Raw genomic sequence first — 17,551 nt, forward strand, 5'->3', positions numbered from 1 at the left:
ATCAGTATACTTGAAAAAAGTCGCAAAATTCTCTCTTCGTTTTATTCTACTTTTAATAGCATTATTTCTATTAATAGTTATAGCATTACAAATTCCGTTTGTTCAGAATTTTGTAAAAGATAAAGCTGTAAACTATATTGAAAACAAAATAAAAACTAAAGTTGAAATTGGTACAATCGAAATAGGTTTGCCTAAAAAAATAATTTTAAATGATGTCTATTTTGAAGACCAATTTAATGACACTCTATTAGCAGGAAAGACTTTAAAAATTGACATTAACTTATTTCAATTATTGAATAATAAAGTTGAAATAAATTCTATTTACTTAGAAAAAATTACAGCTAATATTAGAGTAAACAAGGATTCCATTTATAATTTTGATTACATTATCAAAGCATTTGAAACACCTAATCAACCTAAAACGGATGAAAAAGGAATGGAAATTTCGATTAAAAAAATCAATCTTAATAAGATCAAATTTTCATATAAAGATGCTGTGGCAAAAAACAATGTGGATTTATACATCAACCATTTTGACACTGATATTAAAAAGTTTGATTTACAAAAATTAACCTTTGATGTTCCAGAAATCAACATGAAAGGTTTAAAGCTTAAATTAAATCAAGATTTAGTAGAAGCTACCAAAAAAGTCGGCAAAAAAATTGAAGAAGAAGCCGAAACAACCATTTTAAAACTAAATCTAAAAGACATTAATCTTGAAAAAATTGATGTTACCTACAAAGATGCTATCACAAATTTGGACACTAAAATCCAAGTTGAAAATCTTAACACAAAAGTCAAAACGATTGATTTAGAAAAACAAATTATTGCTTTAAAGTCAATTGAGTTAAACAAAACAAATGGCCAACTTACCTTAACTAAATCAGTTAAAACTGCTAAAGAAGCTGTTGAAAATTCTTCAAATTTAGCATGGAAAATTGATGTTGAAGATGTTTCAATTACCGATTTAAATTTCGAATTTGATAACAATAATGAATTAAAAACCCAAAAAGGAATTGACTTTAATCATTTAAAATTAAACGATTTAAACTTTAAAGGAAAATCATTTTCAGTTGATAATGATGCTTACAGTGGAACAATAAATTCCTTTACTTTTAACGAAAAAAGTGGTTTTCAATTAGACGAATTAGCCACTGAATTCGATTACAATTCAAAAGGTGCTTCATTGAAAAACTTATCGCTTAAAACACCTCAAACTACTTTACAAAATAATATTTTAGTGACTTATCCTTCTATTGAATCACTTACCAATAATTTAGAAAACTTAACTTTAGATGCTGATTTAAAAGACAGCAAATTAGGTTTCAAAGATGTTTTGTTGCTTGTTCCAGAGTTGAATTCGAATGACATTTTCAGAAATAATCCTAATGCAATTGTAAGTTTTAATGCTAATATTAAAGGAAAATTAGACAATTTAATTATTGATAGATTTAATGCTTCTGGAATTGGAAAAACAAAAGTCGACATAAATGGAACCATTAAAGGTTTGCCAAATATTGATACTAGCTTTTTTGATTTGACAATTTTAAATTTTGAAAGTACATCAAAAGACATTTATTCGTTTACACCAAAAAACACAATTCCAAATAACATTCAATTACCAGAAAAGTTTAATTTCAAAGGAAATTTCAAAGGAAGTATCAATGTATTTGAAACCAATCTAGATTTAAAAAGTTCTCTTGGAAATGCTATTGTAGAAGCTACTTTCGATCAATCGAGAAAAAATGACGAGAAATATATTGCTGATGCAAGTGTAAAAAATTTCGATTTAGGTAAATTCATAAAAAACAAACAATTCGGAAAAGTAACTGCAAATGCAACCATAAATGGAAGAAGTTTTGATCCTTCAACAGCAACAGCTAAACTGACTTCAAAAATTGTAAAAGCCAGATTTAATGAATATAATTACAACAACATAAACATCAATGGAACTATTGACAATGGTTTATTTGTTGCGAATGCTAGTTCTACTGATCCCAATTTAAATTTTGTTTTAGATGCAAAAGGTTCTTCCAATTCAGAAAAACCAACAGTAGATTTGAAGTTGAACATCGAACTTGTGGATTTAAATAAATTGAATCTTCATGCTGGTCCTTTAAAAATGAGAGGAAATATTACAGCAAATTTTGATGATTTAAATCCTGATAATTTAAATGGAATTATAAATGCCAATAATTTTATAGTTGCTTTAGAAAAAGAGCAATTTCCTTTAGACACAATTAGTATTAGAGCAATTTCAAATTTAGAAAAAGATTCAATTATCTTAAAATCTCAGTTTGCCAATGGATTAATTTCTGGAAATTACAAACTATCTACAATTGCTGATCAATTGACCAATTCAATTTCAAAATATTATAAATTGGATAAAAAATATGTTCCAAATAAAGAAAATCAGAATTTAGATTTTGAATTCGTTATCAAAGACAATCAAATCACTAAAAAAATAATTCCTGAACTTACAGAATTATCAGAAATCACATTAAATGGAAGTTATAATTCTATTAATGATTCAATTGTAATAAATGCTTCCATACCAAGATTAAATTATGCAAACAATGAAGTTTCAAATGGTGTATTAAAAGTTAATACTCAAGAAAAAACTTTGTTATATGATGCTTCTTTAGGTCTAATAAAAATAGCTGATTTTGAAATTCCAAAAACAACATTAATTGGAAAAATAGAAGACAGTACTGTAGATTATGCACTAAATATAAAAGATGCAGAAAGCAAAGATAAGTACATCATTTCTGGAATTTACAAAGACAGTTTGGGAAGTTCAATTATCAGTTTAAATCCTGAAAAATTATTACTGAATTATGAAGATTGGAAAATTGATGATGGAAACATCATAAAAATTGAGAAAAACGGAATTTTAGTTTCGGATTTTAAAATTCAAAACAACCAACAATTGTTTTCACTTCAATCAGAAAGTAATGTAGCTACTTCTCCAATTGTGGCAAAATTTGAAGATTTTGAATTAGAATCATTAACTAGTATTGCCAAGTCAAATTTTGAAATTGGTGGTTCTATAAACGGGGAAGCGACGATTAAAAATGTAACCACTAACCTATTATTTGTTGCCGATTTAGATGTTGAAAATTTAAAAATCAAGAATGATACTGTAGGAAATGTAAATCTAAAAGTTGATAATAAAACAGCTAACTTATATAGTGCCAATTTAACGTTATCAGGCTTCGAAAATCAATTAAACTTAAAAGGAAATTACAATATTAGCAATGAAAGTATAGCCTTTTTAGTTGACATTCAGAAGTTACAAATGAAATCATTACAACCTTTTACTTTAGATAATTTAAGAGAAAGCGAAGGTTATTTAATGGGTAAACTAGATATAAATGGTAATATATCAAATCCAAATGTATTAGGAAACATCAAGTTTAATAATGTTGGCTTTTTAGTTGTTCCATTAAATTCAAAATTTAATTTAATCAACGATAATATTGCGTTTAATTCCAATAAAATTGTTTTTGATAATTTCAAATTAAAAGATGAAAATGGCAATCCTTTGACTATTGACGGACATATTAATAGTCAAGATTATACTAATTTAGGGTTTAACTTAAATGTAGTTGCCAAAAACTTTAGAGCTGTAAATTCAAAAGCAAAAGACAATGATTTATTTTATGGTGAATTGTATTTAGACAATAATTTAGGAATCAAAGGGACACTTGATAGTCCAATTATAGATGGAACTATTACTATTAATCCAGACACAAAGTTTACCATTGTTTTACCACAAAGTGATCCATCCATTGCAGATAGAGAAGGAATTGTCGAATTCATAGACCAAGACCAACCCGTTTTAATCACTATTAAAGATCCAACAAAACAAATTTCGCAAACAGAAGTAAAAGGAATTGATGCTTCGGTAAATATTGCCATTGATAAAAAAGCTGAAATTTCAATTATCATTGATGAGGCTAACGGTGATTATTTAAAGTTACAAGGTGAAGCAGAATTAACTGGTGGAATTGATCCTTCAGGAAAAACAACTTTGACAGGAAAATATGAATTCACTGGTGGTGCTTATGAGATGAATTTCAATTTAATTAAAAGAAGATTTGATATCAAACCTGGAAGTTATATTCTTTGGACGGGTGAACCAACAACAGCAAATGTTGACATAACTGCCATTTATAAAGTTGATGCTTCTCCTTTAGATTTAGTGGATGATCAATTATCTGGAATTACAGATGAAACCCGAAATACCTATAAACAAAGAATTACTTTTGAAACAGAATTAAAAATGAAAGGTGAATTATTGCAACCCGAAATTTCATTTGACATTGTTTTACCTGAAGGAAATAACTCTGTTTCTACAGAAATTATCAATACTACTCAAACCAAATTAGAACAAATAAGAAGAGATGAAGATGCTCTTAACAAACAAGTTTTTGCACTATTATTACTGAATCGTTTTATTGGTGAAAATCCTTTTCAAAGTGAAACTGGTGGCTTGAGCGGTTCATTTATTGCTAAACAAAGTGCTAGTAAAATTTTATCACAACAGTTAAATAATTTAGCTGGTGATTTAATAAAAGGGTTTGAATTGAATTTTGATTTAGAATCTTCTGAAGATTATACATCAGGGCAAAAAGAAGAAAGAACTGATTTAAATATTGGTCTTTCAAAACAATTATTAAATGACCGTTTAAAAGTTACTGTTGGAAGTAGTTTTGGCATTGATGGTGCTCAACAAGAAAATGAACAAGCAACTACAATCGCTGGTGATGTTACTGTTGATTATTTAATTACAAAAGATGGTCGTTATAAAGTAAGAGCTTATAGAAAAAATAATTATCAGGTAGCTTTGCAAGGTCAAGTTATTGAAACCGGAGTAGCATTTATTATTACAATGAATTATAATAAATTCAGGGAATTATTTGGTAAAAAACGTAAAAACAAGAAAAAAGAAAATAAAAAGGATGAGATTAAATAGTTACATCTTACTAATTTTTGCAGTTTCAATACTCTTGAGCTGTAGCGGAACAAGTAAAATTCCAGAAGGAGATTTATTGTATATTGGTCATACTATTAAAATAGAAAAAGGCGAAGAATCTAAAAAAACTAGAAAAGCTATTGAATCAGAATTAGAAGGTTTAATTCGTCCAAAACCTAATAAATCTATTTTTGGAATACGACCAAGTATCTTTTTTTATAACATTTATGATACGGTTAAAAAAGAAAAAGGTTTTAAACATTGGGTAAAGTATAAATTAGGACAAGAGCCAGTATTAATGAGTGAAGTTGATTTGGAATACAATAAAAAAGTAATTCAGAATTTTGTAGAGAACAAAGGTTTTTTTAATGCAGAATCAAAAGCTGATTCAACAAGAAATGACAAAAAAGCAAAAGCCAATTATGAAATAAAACTATACAATCAATATAAAATTAAAAGTGTTACTTTTCCAAAAGATTCTATTCTTTTAAGTCAGGAAATCAATAAACTAAAAGAAAAAAGTTTATTAAAAGTTGGAAACCCATATAATTTAGATCTCATCAAAACAGAAAGAACTAGAATAGATGCTAATTTAAAAGAGCAAGGTTTTTATTATTTTAACGAGAATTATTTATTAGTTCAAGTGGATAGTACTGTTGCTAATCATGAAGTTGATTTAATTTTAAAAATTAAAAGCGACATTCCTGAAAAAGCAAAAAATCAATATAAAATCAATAATATTTATGTTTATCCAAGTTTCAATTTAAAAAGAGATACTATTTCTACACGAAAAATGGATACGATAAAACATAAAGATTTAACCATAATTGACAATCGTGTAGTTTTTAAACCTATAATTTTTGAAAAAACTTTATTGTTTAAAAAAGATGATTTGTATAATAGAACAACACACAATTTATCATTAAATAGATTGATTACATTAGGAACTTTTAAATTTGTCAAAAATGATTTTATAGAATCCAACACAACTGAAAATCAATTAGACACATATTATTATCTAACACCTTTACCCAAAAAATCCATTCAGGTTGAAGCAATTGCCAAAACCAACTCGGCCAATTATTCTGGAACAGAATTAAACATCAATTGGAGCAATCGAAATACATTTAAAGGAGCCGAATTATTAAAAATTTCAGCATTTGCAGGTTTAGAAGTCCAAGTTTCCGGTCAAAATAATGGTTTTAACGTATATCGTTTTGGTGGAGAAGCCAGCTTAACTTGGCCAAGATTCATTTCTCCAGTAAAAAGGACTTCTGGAAGTGCCTTTGTGCCTCGTACAAAAGCGTTGATTGGTTATGAATACCAATTAAGAACACAACTTTATTCATTGAAAACTTTGAACAGTTCATTTGGTTATATTTGGAAAGAAAATGAACGAAAAGAACACAATTTAAAAGTGCTTAATATTGCTTTCACTTCATCCAATAATGTTTCTGATTTATACAAAGAACAAATTGATGCAAATCCTTCGTTACAAAAAGTGATTGACAAACAACTAATCTTAGGAACAACTTATGATTATACTTACACTAACACAATGTTGCCCAACAAAAAAAACAACATTTATTTTAGAGGTGGAATTGATTTATCTGGAAACTCTTTAGGTCTAATTTTAGGTGCAAATGATTATAACGATCCAAAAACTATTTTAGGTGTTCCTTTTAGTCAATATACTAAAGCAGAGCTCGAATTTCGTCATTATTATAATTTTACTAAAGAAACAAAACTTGCCAGTCGAATTATTATTGGTGCAGGAATTCCTTATGGAAATTCTAAAGAATTACCTTTTATCAAACAATTTTTTATTGGTGGAACAAGTAGCATTAGAGCTTTTAGAGCAAGATCAATTGGACCAGGAACTTTTAACGGTAATGAAACCACAAATTCATTTTTACCAGATCAATCAGGAGATTTAAAATTAGAAATGAATGCAGAATTTAGAGCACAAATTTATGATTTTGTCAAAGGAGCTGTTTTTGTAGATGCAGGAAATATTTGGTTTTTAAATGAAACTGACGAAAAACCTGGAGCAGAATTTACAAGTCGATTTCTAAATCAATTAGCTGTTGGAGCTGGAGTTGGTTTGCGTTTTGATTTTAGTTTTTTAATTTTAAGAACCGATTTGGCTTTTCCTTTAAGAAAACCTTATTTACCTGAAGGTAATCGTTGGGTCATGGGTGATATAGATTTTGCTGATGGAACTTGGAGAAAAGAAAATTTAATATTCAACTTGGCCATTGGTTATCCTTTTTAGTTGCAGATTAATTATATAAAGAATTCCTTAAATTATGTAATTTTTCAGATTGTCTATATTGTAAGTTTGTTATAATAATCAAACTGCACATAATGCCAACAAAATTAAATAAAAAATTAACCGATTATAATTCTTTTATCATTGAGATGAAAGAGTTTTTTGTTACTTTTTTTATCAATGTTGCCAATGTTGTAGATTATTTAAAAAACATAACACGAAATCTATTTACTAATAAATTAGAATTTCAAGAATTTTTAAAACAATGCTATCAAATTGGAAATAAATCTGTTGGTTTAATTTCTATAACTGGAATCATAATAGGATTGGTTTTAACCATACAATCAAGACCACCTTTAGTTGAATTTGGTGCTGTTGCCATGTTGCCAGGAATGGTTGCTGTTTCTTTAATTAGAGAAATGGGACCAGTCATTACAGCTTTAATTTGTGCCGGAAAAATAGGCTCGAGTATGGGAGCAGAATTAGGTTCAATGCGAGTTACAGAACAAATTGATGCTATGGAAGTTTCCAATACGAATCCAGTAAATTTTCTGATTATTCCTAGAGTTTTAGCCGCAACAGTTATGATTCCAATTCTAACTTTATATGCTGATGCTATAGGGATTTTTGGAAGTTGGTTAGGCGTAAATATTAAAGATGATGTAAGTCTACAACTATTCATAACACAAGCTTTTAAAAGTGTAGAATTTATTGACATCATTCCTGCTATTATAAAATCATTCTTTTTTGGAGCTGTTATAGGTTTGGTAGGTTGCTACAAAGGGTTTAATGCAGGAAGAGGAACAGAAAGTGTTGGAATTGCTGCTAATTCTGCTGTAGTAACCGCTTCATTATTATTAATCATTGTAGACTTAATTGCTGTACAAATAACCGATTTACTATAATGGAAAAAAATATAATCATAGACATTAAGAATCTCAAAAAAAGCTTTGGAGATCAAAAAGTACTTGATGGAGTTACGCTTCAATTACACGAAAAAGAAAATTTAGTAGTATTAGGAAAATCAGGTTCAGGAAAATCGGTTTTGATAAAATGTATTGTTAGTCTTTTAAAACATGATGAAGGAAGCATTCAAGTTGGAGATAATGAATTAACCAATATTAAGGAAGAAGACTTAATTGAAGTACGAAAAAAAATCGGCTTTCTTTTTCAAGGTGCTGCTCTTTATGATTCAATGACAGTTAGAGAAAATTTAACTTTCGCACTTTCAAGACTGAATGAAGATTTTTCAAAAGAAGAAGTCACAACTAAAATTGAAGAAGCCTTAGCCAATGTAAGCATGCCTGAATCTATTGACAAAATGCCCTCTGAACTTTCTGGAGGAATGAAAAAAAGAATTGGTTTAGCAAGAACTTTAGTCGTTAATCCAAAAATCATTCTTTATGATGAACCAACTACAGGTTTAGATCCAATTACTTCAGACGAAATAAGTAATTTAATAAATGATACTAAAAACAAATTCAACAACTCTTCAATAATAATTACACACGACATCAAATGTGTACAAACTGTAGCCGATAGAATTATTATGATAAAAGACGGAAAAGTATATAAAGAAGGAACATTAGAAGAATTCTCAAAAGATAGTGATCCCTATATTAAATCATTTTTTAAATAAGAAAACATGACAACAACCAAAAACACATATAAAATCAAACTCGGCATTTTTGTATCTTTAGGCTTATTGATATTATTCGCAATAATATTTTTTATAGGTTCTAACCAAAATTTGTTTAGTTCTAAATTCAAAATTTCCACCAATTTTAGTAACGTTAGTGGTTTACAAGTTGGCGGTCAAGTTCGTTTTTCAGGTATTTCTGTTGGAACTATTGAGAATATCGAAATTATAAATGATTCGACTGTAAACGTAATTGCTACGATTGATAATGATGTCAAAAAATTCATTAAACAAGATAGTAAAGCTTCCATTGCTTCTGAAGGTGTTATTGGTGATAAAATTTTAAGTATTTCTCAAGGTAGCGCAAAGTCACCAGAAATAAAAGATGGAGCAAAAATTAAATCGTTTGAACCAGTGGAGTTTGACGATATACTTTCATCTATAAAAGTTACGGCTGAAAATGCAGAAATAATTACAGACGAATTAGCTTTTTTACTAACAGATATTAATAATGGTGAAGGAACAATTGGCAAATTAATGAATGATGAAGGAATGGCAAAAGACCTAGATAAAACAATGGAGAATTTGAGAAAAAGTTCCAAAGGTTTAGAAGAAAACATGGAAGCTGCCAAACATAATTTTCTATTAAGAGGCTATTTCAAAAAGAAGGAAAGAGAAAAAGAAAGAGCTAAAAAAGAGGCTGAAAAAGAAGCAGAGAAAAACAAAAAATAAATTCTAATATATGTATTCAGAAATAGACACATTCAAACAATCTATAACTCAATCTTGGTCAAGTTTGATTAGTCATTTGCCAACCGTTTTATTTTCACTATTTATACTTATTGCTGGTTTACTTATTATTAAATTAATCAATAAATATGCTAATAAAATTATCGTTTCTAAAGCAAATGATCCGTTAATAGCTGATTTTATTTTGAGTATAATTTCGTTAGTCTTAACTATAATTTTATTCGTAATTTGTTTAGGAATTTTAGGCTTTGATGATGTAACAAATAAAATTTTAGCCGCAGCTGGATTATCTACATTTATAATTGGTTTTGCTCTGAAAGATATAGGAGAAAATTTCTTAGCAGGAATTTTAATGGCTTTTCAAAGGCCTTTTAGAATTGGAGACTTAATCCAAATAGACAATGTAAAAGGAAGAGTTATTGAAATGAGTTTACGTTCGACTACAATTAAAACTTTGGACGGAATTGACGCATATATTCCAAATGCTTCTATCTTAAAAAACAATCTAGAAAACTTTACTATAGATGAATTAATGCGAAGTGACTTTATAGTTAGTGTAGCTCATGATGATAAAATTGAAGATGCTTTTGAATTAATCAATTCCATTTTAAAAGAAAACGAATTTGTCTTAAATATTCCAATGCACACGGTACTTGTAGATAAAATTGAAAATGACATTGTCAATATTGCAGTCTTTTATTGGTACAGAACAGATGAAGTTAAAGCACCAGGTGGAAAATTAAAATCTGATTTGCAATTACTTATTTATAAAAATTTAAAATCAAATGGATTTAATTTACCAACAACAATTGTTTCCTACGAAAGAATCGAAGAGAATTAAAAATATTAATTTTAATTTTAATAAATTTACGAAATAAAGAATTAACTATGAAAGTATTTATAAAATTTGACTTTAATTCAATTTGCAAAAAAGTTCTTGAAGAAAAGTTAGAAGAACATCAAATAAAACATAAAATCTTAGGGTTTGGAGAAGTTGAGTTTTTAGGAAAAATATCTAATGATAAATTAGAAGAATTTAGTAATTCACTAAGTCCTTATGGAATAGAAATAGTTGAAAATCAAAAGTCAATTTTAATTCAAAAAATTAAAGACACAATTGTTGATATGGTCTATGTTGATGAAATTATTAACGTAAAAAGCTCTGTTTATTTAGCCGAAAAGCTTGGTCACAGTTACGGATATTTATCGAATTTATTTTCCGAGGTTACATATACTTCTATTGAGAACTTTATCATAATGCAAAAGATTGAATATACTAAACAATTAATAATTAGTAATCAATTATCTTTAACCGAAATTGCTTTTAAATTAAATTATTCGAGTGTTGCTCATTTGAGTTCACAGTTCAAAAACACTACTGGAATAACACCATCTGCATTTCAAAGAATTATAAAAAAACGAAGAGAAAACGCAACAAAAAACATAAACTAAAAAAAATGCAAGAAGATTATATCCTAATTACTTTGGCTGATGATGATGAAGATGATAGATTATTTTTCACTGATGCTTTTGATGAACTGAAAATTAATACAGTCGTAAATACAGTTAAAAATGGTCGCGAATTAATTAACTTTTTAGATCATCCAGAAACTGTTTTGCCTAATATTATTTTTTTAGATTTAAACATGCCTATTTTAAACGGAATTGAATGTTTAAAAGAAATCAAACTAAATGATAGGTTTAAAGATATTGCTATAGCGATCTACTCTACTTCATCATCAGAAGCAGATGTAGAAAATACTTTTGTTTTAGGTGCTAATATTTACATTAAAAAGCCGAGCAACTTTAATGATTTAAAAAAAATATTGTCAGATGTAGTTACAATAAATTGGCAATATCACACCAGCGGATTAAATAAAGATAATTTTTTACTTAGACTATAATGCCACTAAAAGATTTTAAACATAAATCCTCTATATTTCATAAAATTATTTTCACAATAAGTTTATTTGTAATTCTATTTATTGGAGCCATTACATTTAAGCATGTCAATAGTATATCAGAATCTTCAAAATTAGTAATGCATACTTATGAAGTTAAATTAGAATTAGAACATTTGTTTTCTTACATAAAAGATTCAGAAAATAGTATTAGAGGTTACTTAATTTCAAAAGACACCGTTTACTTAGAACCTTATAGAACAGCAACCAAAAATGTAAACAATACTTTTTTAATTTTAAAAAAATTAACTTCAGACAGTCCAAAACAACAAGAAAACCTTCTTGATCTTTTTAAAATAGTTAATAAAAGATATGAATACATGAAAACGTATTCTGAACAAAGCAGAAGAGTTAATATTGTAAGTAATAATAATTTCAAAAAAAACTTTAGAGAAAGCAGTAAACTATTAGTTGATATTAGAGATAAATTAAACGAAATGGTTGATTTAGAAGAAACTCATCTCAAAAAAAGAAATTCAGAATATAACAGTCAAATATATCTTACTCCAATCTTAACAATTGGTGTTTTATTTATAACCTTACTTCTCATAATATTTGCCTATTACCAAACTACAAAAGATGTTGAAAAATTACAAGCTGCCAACATATTATTAAACAAATCTCAGTTTTTAAGTTATCAAGCCGAGATTCTTTCTCACTTTGGAACTTGGGAATGGAATTTAAACAACAATAAATTAATTTATTCCGACAATTTATATAGAATTTTAGGTGTAGAACCTCAATCATTTGAAGCAAGTAATGATAATTTTTTAAAATTTGTTGTTAACGATGATATTGGATCAGTTAATGAAATTATCCAAAAAATATTAGACGATGAAGAATTACCTTATTCTTACTTCAAAATCAATAGAGCTGATGGTGAAGTAAGATTATTAAGAGCTACAGGAAAACTTTTTATAGATAAATTAAAAAACAAAACCATATTAGGTGTAACTGAAGATGTAACTGAAGAGCATCAAAAAAACGAATTATTAAAAATCAGTAACGAAGATTTAGTAAAAGTAAATAAAGAATTAAAAATATTTGACGAATCTAGCAGACAAGCAGAAATATTAGGTAGTTATGGAAGCTGGGTTTTAAATTATGACACATTACAATTTGCCTACTCAGATAATAAATTTAGACTACTTGGTTGCGATCCTCAATCTTTTATTCCATCTATAGAAAAATTATTAGAATTTGTTCATCCAGAAGATAGACAAGTTGTAATTGAAGCTAATAAAAGTGCTTTAAAGACAAAGCAAATTCCAACAATGGACTATAGAATCATTAGAACTGATGGAGAAGTTCGACATTTTAAAACCATAGCAAAATCGTTCAAAGATTTAAGTGGAACAGCTAGTATGATTGGAACTACACAAGATGTTACCGAAGACTATAATAAAAGTCAACAATTAAGAGAACGAAACAAAGAACTGGAACAAAACATCAAAGAGTTAAATGAATTTAACCATGTTGCCAGTCATGATTTACAAGAACCTTTAAGAAAAATACAGACGTTTATTTCAAGAATAAATGATAAGGAAAAAGAAAACCTATCCGATTTTGGTAAAGAATATTTAAACAGAATCGAAAAAGCATCAAATAGAATGCGAGTTCTAATTAATGATTTATTACAATATTCTAGAACCAACAGAACAGAAAAAGTATTTGAACGAACAGATTTAAACGAACAGTTAAACAATAGTCTCTTAGAATTATCTCAAAACATTGAAGATAAAAAAGCAATAATCAATTACGGCAATTTACCTGAAATAAAAGGAGTCAGTTTTCAAATACAACAGCTTTTTACAAATTTATTGAGCAACTCATTAAAATATGCAAAAAATAATGTTGCTCCAGTAATTGACATTAGTTTTAGTGAAATCATTGCCAAAGATGAACCTAAATTAAAAGACAAGAGTACTAGTAAATATTATAAGATTGAATTTTCAGACAACGGAATTGGTTTTGATCAAGAAAATGCAGAAAAAATATTTTTATTGTTTAACCGTCTTCATGGCAAAACAGAATATCAAGGTACTGGTGTAGGATTGGCTATTTGTAAAAAAATTGTAGAAACTCATGACGGACAAATTTTTGCGTCAAGTAAGTTAGGAGAAGGTGCTACTTTTACGGTTTATTTTCCTGTTTAATAATTCTAATTTTAGAACATCAACAACAAACATGAAAATTATATAACTTTCAATTTAAATTTTATAAATTAATTGGAGAACTTTTTCTGAAATTTGTAATAAAATTACATCATGTTAAAGTCCCCACATTTAAAATTTCATACTTACATTTTAGCATTGCTAATAATTCTATTTTCATCTTGTAATGAGAAAAGGGAGAAAACAAATAGCAATGGTATATATACTGAAAAGGATAGTGAGTTAGAGTCAAAAATTAATTTTAGAACTGTCGCAATATTAAACGAAACAAATAGAAAAGTTCTCGATATTGCTTCCATCGCATTTAATAATTCTAAAGAATTAAAAGAATCGCAAATAATTTTAAAAATTAAAAAAGACCATCAAAAATTAGAATATGATTTAAAAAGAATAACAGAAGAGAATTTAATAATAATTCCAGAACCAATCTTTGAATTAAATTTAAATCAAAATTTCCTAAAGGGAATAAATTCAAGCTACTACTTAATTTCTTTGCTTGAAAAGGAAATAAAATATCAAATAACATTATTAGATTCTATTGAAAAAGTTTCAAAAGATAAACAATTCAGAAATTTTGCAGATAAGTCAAAAGATATCCTAATTGATAATAATGATTCTTTAGAAGAATTACTAGAAATTTAAAAATGAATTCCTTTAAAAAAAATATGGCTGCACTTTTTCAAGTAATTAAAAATGCATTTGAAGGTTTTTTAGAACACAAAGTTTTAAAAATGAGTGCTGCATTAGCCTACACTACCATGTTTTCATTAGGACCATTACTTCTTGTTATTTTATTTTTATCTGATATTTTTTTAGGTCGAGAAGCTGTAGAAGGAACCATATACAATCAAATAAAAAATTTTGTTGGTCCAGCAAGTGCTAATCAAATTCAAAATATAATTGAAAATCTAGCATTATCAAACGAAGGAACTTTAGCCGGAATAATTGGAGTTATAACTTTATTAATTGGAGCAACTTCTGTATTTGCTGAAATTCAGGATTCAATAAATACGATTTGGGGAATTAAACCTAAAAAGAAATCTGGTTTTTGGTTATACATAAAAGCTCGTTTATTGTCCTTTGGTGTAATCGGTAGTTTTGGATTTATCCTTTTAGTTTCATTAGGCATAACAACAATAATGGATACGTTAAGTAATCGGTTTTTTTCCCAATTTTCAGATGTTGCTTTTTACCTTGTCTACATAACCAATAACTTAATTACTTTTATAATAATCTCTTTATTATTTGGAGCTATTTTTACAATATTACCCGATGCAGAGATAAAATGGAGACAAGTTAAATTAGCCTCATTTACAACAGCTATTCTGTTTATGATCGGTAAATTTTTAATCTCATTTTACATAGCAAATTCAAACTTACAAGATGTTTATGGAACAGCTGGTTCTTTTGTTATATTAATGGTATGGGTTTATTACTCTTCTGTTATTTTATATTTTGGAGCTGAATTTGCTAAAAGTTATGCTATAAAATTTTCAAAACCCATTTCTCCTTCAAAATTTGCAGAGTTGATATATACTGTTGAAGTAACTTCAGAACAAAAAACTGTACAAAAAGCAGAAAATGAACATCAGCAAATTAAAAAAAAACTATCTAACTAGATAATACAAATAATTCTAACTCATATGCACAAACTCCTCTTTATTAAAGAGGAGTTTTTTATTTATAAACTGAATTAAAAATAGTAAATGGAAATTCTATAAAACATACAAATTATCTTATAACAAAATAGGTACGAACAAGTTGCATCTTTGTAATGAAGAAATCGAGAAAAAATTATTAAAAAAATCAACAAAAAAAAACTAATTACTATGAAAAACAGAATTCAATTATTTTCGGCTCTTATCTTTTGTTTTGGAGCGGCATTTACAAATGTACAAGCACAAACAAATGACTCAGCAAACGCACAAATTGGTGTAAAAGGTGGTGTAAATTTTTCAAACATGTACACAGAAGATGTTGATGACAACAATGTTTTAACAAGTTTTAATGCGGGTTTTTACGCATCAATACCTGTAACAAGCTTTATTGCTATTCAACCAGAATTTTTATTTAGTAGAAAAGGATCAGAACTAGTTTATGACAATGCTTTTGCAACTGGTAAAGCAAAATTCAAATTAAATTATATTGAAGTTCCTGTGTTAGTAAAAATTAATCTAACTAAAAATTTCAATGTACATGCTGGACCTTATTTTGCTTATTTAATTGACGGTCAAGTAACAAATGAAACTGATGGTGGAACATTTGATTTTGAAGACAACTTCGACAATGATGACTTCAATAAATTTGATGTAGGATTATCTGCTGGATTAGGTTTCGACTTTGAATCAATAGGTATTGGAGCACGTTATAACTATGGACTATCTACAGTAGGTAAAGAAAGAACTGCTGGAGGAACAACTTACACATTTCCTGATGGAAAAAACAGTAATATTAGTGTGTATTTAGCATTAAAATTAAATTAATAATTAACATTAAATAAATAGAAATCATGCAAAACTTATTATATATAGTAGCAGTTATTTTAGTGATTTTATGGGCTTTGGGCTTCTTTTTATACAGCGCAAGTGGTTTAATTCACATATTATTAGTAATTGCAGTAATTGCAATCTTATTAAGATTGATAAAAGGAAAAGGAATTTAAAATAGAGTATTAAAAATTAATTATAAAATAAATATTATGAAAACAAGTAAAACAATAATCGGAGTATTAAGTGGTGTTGCAGTAGGTGCAGCTTTAGGAATCTTATTTGCCCCAGACAAAGGATCTAAAACTAGAAAAAAAATTGCCAAAAAAACCAATGAAGCTAAAGATAGCTTGAAAGACAGTTTTGATGAATTTTTAGACACAGTTTCTGAAAAATACAACACAATGGTTAGCACTGGGGAAGATTTGCTAGAAGAAGGAAAAAAAGAATTAAAAAATGTAAAAAAACAAATTACTAAATAATAAATTATAATGGACAATATTGCCAAAAACATGGAATTATTATATCAAAAAGCAACAGAATATACAGAAACGAGTATAGCGCTTTTTAGACTAAATGCTATTGATAAAACTGCAGATGTACTTTCATCATTATTCGCAAGGTTAGTTTTGATCCTGGTTTTTGCAATGTTCTCTTTATTTTTAAACATAGCCTTAAGTCTTTATATTGGAAAATTATTAGACGAAGTGTATCTAGGATTTTTAATTGTTTCTGGAATCTATTTAGTATTTTCAATTGTAATTTTTTATTACAGTAATAAAATTTTAAAAATTCCTTTAACCAATTTAATAATTTCAAAATTATTAAAAACAAAAGTTAAAAGAACTAATTCAAACACATCAAAGAATGAAATCATATAGAAACCAAAATGAAGAATTAGATTTAGCAATTGATGAGTTAGTACGTCAAAGAAATTTAAAATTTGATGAGCTAAAACAACAATTAGCTTTAACCTATGAAAGTGTTAAACCAGTTAACTTGTTAAATCAAGCATTAGTAGATTTTAAAGAATCTTCCGAAATAAAATCAAACCTGTTACAATCGGTTGTTAGCATTGCTGGGGGATATCTTTCAAAAAAACTTTTAATTGGAAAGTCTAAATCAACATTTAAAAAAATAGCAGGTTATATTTTACAATATGGAATAACTAATTTCATATCAAAGAATGTAGATTCAAATTCACATACATAAACATATTTTATTGTGAATTAAACTATTAATTATATAAGATATAGAAATAATCTTGTAACAACTTAACTAGTATAAATAA

Annotated in this window: 16 protein-coding genes; all 16 read left to right on the plus strand. The window is 27.4% G+C overall.

What is annotated here, in order from left to right; translation table 11 throughout:
• The first annotated feature begins 10 nt into the window (after positions 1-10).
• A complete protein-coding gene (locus tag AAC008_RS10375) occupies positions 11-4,978 on the plus strand; it encodes a translocation/assembly module TamB domain-containing protein (protein WP_339889225.1) in 4,968 nt (1,655 codons plus the stop codon).
• On the plus strand, positions 4,965-7,253 hold the full coding sequence (locus AAC008_RS10380; RefSeq protein ID WP_339889226.1) for a BamA/TamA family outer membrane protein: 2,289 nt from the start codon (positions 4,965-4,967) through the stop codon (positions 7,251-7,253). The genes AAC008_RS10375 and AAC008_RS10380 overlap by 14 nt, the downstream gene beginning before the upstream one ends.
• Positions 7,254-7,345: 92 nt before the next feature.
• Positions 7,346-8,155, plus strand: a complete 810-nt coding sequence (locus AAC008_RS10385; protein ID WP_339889227.1) for an ABC transporter permease — start codon at positions 7,346-7,348, stop codon at positions 8,153-8,155.
• A complete protein-coding gene (locus AAC008_RS10390; protein WP_339889228.1) occupies positions 8,155-8,889 on the plus strand; it encodes an ATP-binding cassette domain-containing protein in 735 nt (244 codons plus the stop codon). The genes AAC008_RS10385 and AAC008_RS10390 overlap by 1 nt, the downstream gene beginning before the upstream one ends.
• Before the next feature lie 6 nt (positions 8,890-8,895).
• Positions 8,896-9,621, plus strand: coding sequence for an MlaD family protein (locus AAC008_RS10395; protein ID WP_339889229.1), 726 nt, complete (start codon positions 8,896-8,898; stop codon positions 9,619-9,621).
• A 10-nt stretch (positions 9,622-9,631) separates the two neighbouring features.
• Complete coding sequence (locus tag AAC008_RS10400) at positions 9,632-10,480, plus strand: mechanosensitive ion channel family protein (RefSeq protein ID WP_339889230.1); 849 nt, start codon at positions 9,632-9,634, stop codon at positions 10,478-10,480.
• A gap of 47 nt (positions 10,481-10,527) precedes the next feature.
• Complete coding sequence (locus tag AAC008_RS10405; protein ID WP_339889231.1) at positions 10,528-11,091, plus strand: AraC family transcriptional regulator; 564 nt, start codon at positions 10,528-10,530, stop codon at positions 11,089-11,091.
• 5 nt (positions 11,092-11,096) lie between these two features.
• Positions 11,097-11,543, plus strand: coding sequence for a response regulator (locus tag AAC008_RS10410; RefSeq protein ID WP_339889232.1), 447 nt, complete (start codon positions 11,097-11,099; stop codon positions 11,541-11,543).
• Complete coding sequence (locus tag AAC008_RS10415) at positions 11,543-13,756, plus strand: PAS domain-containing protein (protein WP_339889233.1); 2,214 nt, start codon at positions 11,543-11,545, stop codon at positions 13,754-13,756. Before AAC008_RS10410 ends, AAC008_RS10415 begins: the two co-directional genes overlap by 1 nt.
• A 111-nt stretch (positions 13,757-13,867) precedes the next feature.
• On the plus strand, positions 13,868-14,416 hold the full coding sequence (locus AAC008_RS10420) for a hypothetical protein (RefSeq protein ID WP_339889234.1): 549 nt from the start codon (positions 13,868-13,870) through the stop codon (positions 14,414-14,416).
• A 2-nt stretch (positions 14,417-14,418) separates the two neighbouring features.
• The gene (locus AAC008_RS10425) at positions 14,419-15,393 is read left to right on the plus strand and encodes a YihY/virulence factor BrkB family protein (RefSeq protein WP_339889235.1); all 975 of its coding nucleotides are present in this window, start codon (positions 14,419-14,421) and stop codon (positions 15,391-15,393) included.
• 210 nt (positions 15,394-15,603) lie between these two features.
• Positions 15,604-16,257: a porin family protein gene (locus AAC008_RS10430; protein WP_339889236.1), complete on the plus strand. Its 654-nt coding sequence runs from the start codon at positions 15,604-15,606 to the stop codon at positions 16,255-16,257.
• Positions 16,258-16,283: 26 nt separating this feature from the next.
• Positions 16,284-16,436, plus strand: a complete 153-nt coding sequence (locus tag AAC008_RS10435; RefSeq protein WP_339889237.1) for a lmo0937 family membrane protein — start codon at positions 16,284-16,286, stop codon at positions 16,434-16,436.
• Positions 16,437-16,472: 36 nt separating this feature from the next.
• Positions 16,473-16,742, plus strand: coding sequence for a YtxH domain-containing protein (locus AAC008_RS10440; RefSeq protein WP_339889238.1), 270 nt, complete (start codon positions 16,473-16,475; stop codon positions 16,740-16,742).
• Positions 16,743-16,751: 9 nt separating this feature from the next.
• A complete protein-coding gene (locus tag AAC008_RS10445) occupies positions 16,752-17,141 on the plus strand; it encodes a hypothetical protein (RefSeq protein WP_339889239.1) in 390 nt (129 codons plus the stop codon).
• On the plus strand, positions 17,128-17,472 hold the full coding sequence (locus AAC008_RS10450; RefSeq protein ID WP_339889240.1) for a hypothetical protein: 345 nt from the start codon (positions 17,128-17,130) through the stop codon (positions 17,470-17,472). The genes AAC008_RS10445 and AAC008_RS10450 overlap by 14 nt, the downstream gene beginning before the upstream one ends.
• Positions 17,473-17,551: the final 79 nt, after the last annotated feature.

It is taken from the genome of uncultured Flavobacterium sp., assembly GCF_963975515.1.
Lineage (GTDB): Bacteria > Bacteroidota > Bacteroidia > Flavobacteriales > Flavobacteriaceae > Flavobacterium.